3 protein-coding genes are annotated in these 2,741 nt (G+C 35.1%); all 3 read left to right on the top strand.

Going from position 1 to position 2,741, the window contains the following annotated elements:
• The first annotated feature begins 285 nt into the window (after positions 1–285).
• The 3 genes from GO009_RS17190 (at position 286) to GO009_RS17180 (ending at position 2,339) form a co-directional block, all read left to right on the top strand.
• Positions 286–1,554 (top strand): chloride channel protein, encoded by a 1,269-nt coding sequence (locus GO009_RS17190; RefSeq protein ID WP_163627946.1) that lies wholly within the window; start codon positions 286–288, stop codon positions 1,552–1,554.
• Between the two features lie 148 nt (positions 1,555–1,702).
• Positions 1,703–2,038, top strand: a complete 336-nt coding sequence (locus tag GO009_RS17185; protein ID WP_163627945.1) for a hypothetical protein — start codon at positions 1,703–1,705, stop codon at positions 2,036–2,038.
• Complete coding sequence (locus GO009_RS17180; protein WP_163627944.1) at positions 2,019–2,339, top strand: hypothetical protein; 321 nt, start codon at positions 2,019–2,021, stop codon at positions 2,337–2,339. The genes GO009_RS17185 and GO009_RS17180 overlap by 20 nt, the downstream gene beginning before the upstream one ends.
• The last annotated feature ends 402 nt before the right edge of the window (positions 2,340–2,741 follow it).

Genomic DNA, 2,741 nt, shown 5'->3' with positions numbered 1-2,741 from the left:
CTGAACGAATTCTTGAGTGGAAAAGAGAGGGGGTCATCAATGTTGACGGAATCGATACTTCCCATGGCTATATTGACCTTGTTCCCCTCTTTTGTTCTTTCTGATTTATGACTATAATTTAATCAGAATCAAACTTAAGATGGCTATACGTAATGCGGGCTAAAGTACTAATATGAAATTAATTACATTAAATATACTAACTGCAAACGGACAATGAAGTGCCTTGAAATCCCGCACTACGCATAGCCGAGACCGTTGTATGCCATATAAAACAGAAACGAAACAGTGAAATTAAAACGAAGAAGAAAATTAGTAACATATTTAAATATTTTAGACCAACCTGTCCGATTTAACCCGTTCGTTTTCAGTCGGACTTTTTTATTATGGGCTATACTTGGATTAATTGGAGGAATAATTGCAGGAATTTATTGGATTGGACTTGAGTTTCTGACTCATCAATTAGCTTTTTTTAATGGTTGGCAAGTAATTCCTGTAATGGCAATTTGCGGACTTTTAGCAGGCTTGGTAATTCACTTCATTGGAGACCCAGGAGAAATACATTTAATCGTAAACAACATACGGTTCAACAAAGGAAAACTTGACCCTAAAAACAATCCGTCAATGGTTCTCTCTTCATTGTTATGTGTTGCATCAGGAGGAAGTCTTGGACCCGAAGCACCATTAGTTCAAGTAACAGGCTCAACAGGAACTTGGTTAGGTAAATTATTAAGACTTAAAGGAGAAGAATTACGGTCATTAAGTATCGCAGGAATGGCTTCAGGGTTTACAGCATTGTTCGGTGCTCCTTTAGGTGGTAGTCTTTTTTCATTAGAAATACTTCACCACAAACACGCAGTTGAATATTACAAAGCCATTATTCCTGCATTTGTTGCAAGTTGTTTTAGTTACTTGGTATTTGCATTAATCATTCATTTGGGACTTGGCCCAATATGGGACTTATCAGCTTATGAATATTCAGGGATTTTTGATTTTGGTTATGCAGTTCTATTTGCAGTAGTTGGAGCTACTTTTGGGTGGGCTTTTATTTTTTGCACCAAATTTTTTAAATCATTATTTGAGAAAAAACCAATTCCCATTTATATCAAAACGCTAATTGGAGGAATTTTACTTGGAGTAATTGCATTCTACTTTCCAATAACAAGATACTTTGGACATCACGAAATTAACGAACTGCTTTCAGGGAATTTCCCATTGACTTTATTATTTGCTATTTTAATTTTCAAGATTATAGCCATTTCAATAACAGTTACATCAGGTTGGAGAGGTGGATTTATCATTCCTCTGTTTTTTGTGGGAGCAACATTAGGACTTATTATTTATCAACTTTTTCCTACAACAAATCTGACATTAGCAATAGTTAGTTGTATGGCAGCAATTAACGCTTGCGTAACTCGGACACCAATGAGTACAACCATTTTACTTGCTACATTAACAGGGTTTGGACATTTTATTCCAATCTTATTTGCAAGTTTAACAGGCTATTTTTTAGCACCAAGAATACCTTTTATAGGCTCACAAATGGAAAAAGAATGAAAAAATACGGCATACAACAATGTATATAAAAAATAGGCGGAACAGTACTGAATTGAAGGTATTTAGCTCGTATCAAAATTTGTGCTTAACCGAAAGTTTAGTGCTCCGAAATCGCCTACTTTTCATATACTAAACGTTGCCATTAATTATGAGAAACAGACTGCTGATAATAATATTCGGACTTATATTTTGTATTCCAGCAATCAATGCTCAAAATGACAATCTTGAACCAGTAGAAAGTATATTTGATGAATTCGATTTTCGATTTGAATATTATTCAATCGTTCGAAAAGTACTTATGAACGGAATGTCGGATTATCCAGAAGTTCGCTTTTTAATCATTCCTTCCTTTTCCGTTGAAGAAGTTGTCGCTATCGAAGAAAAAGATAGCGCGTATTATATTGTTCATCACAAAATGAAAGAAAGTATTTGGTATACAGAAAAAGACAAAGAAAAAATTGAAGTTGAAAAAAAAATCAGTTGAGATTTCAAAATCTGATATGGAATTGTATCGACAATTATTTTCCATTGCCATAAATAATAGAAAATATCCTGAAAAGGAAATGATGGGGTTTGACGGAATTAATTATTACTTCACTGTAGCTGACAAAGGATTAAAAACTGGAACTGTTTGGACACCAAAAAAGGATAGTAAAATGGATAGACTAAAGTCTATTGGGTATTCCCTAATTAGTTTAGCAAACGAAACCGAAATTGGAAATTTAGCTGAACCAAAAGCTGAACTGATTGAGCGGATTAAAAAACTGACTGAAGAATTAAAATAACTAATGGCAACAACGTGTATAGCTCATTGCGGCTGAATTCCTAATCGGAATTCATTGCAATTTGCTATCTTTCGATTACGGCGGAAAATCATAGCTGATTTCCCGCAACGAGCCATACACAAACACGTTGTACGCAAGCTGAGAAACGAACTCTGAAATTTGAAAATTGATAAAATAATGAATAAAAAAGAAATAGCAAGGCAATATATAACTCACCTTGAAAATGGAAATGTTGGACAAGTAGTTGCTTTATTCAATCTGGAAACGCCGGACATAGTATACCACCCTCGCCGGGTTAAAGTGACCATAGCTGGCCGGACGAAAGTGACCCACCCCCGCCGGGCCAAAGTGACCCACCTTTAGATTAGATCTATCTGTAAAAAGTCTAAGTGCTTTTTTTGT

Origin of the sequence: Allomuricauda sp. TY007 (assembly GCF_010468565.1) — a bacterium.
In the GTDB taxonomy this organism is placed as follows: domain Bacteria; phylum Bacteroidota; class Bacteroidia; order Flavobacteriales; family Flavobacteriaceae; genus Flagellimonas.
Note: the sequence above shows the minus strand (reverse complement) of the source record. Positions and strands in the feature narration are given on the sequence as shown.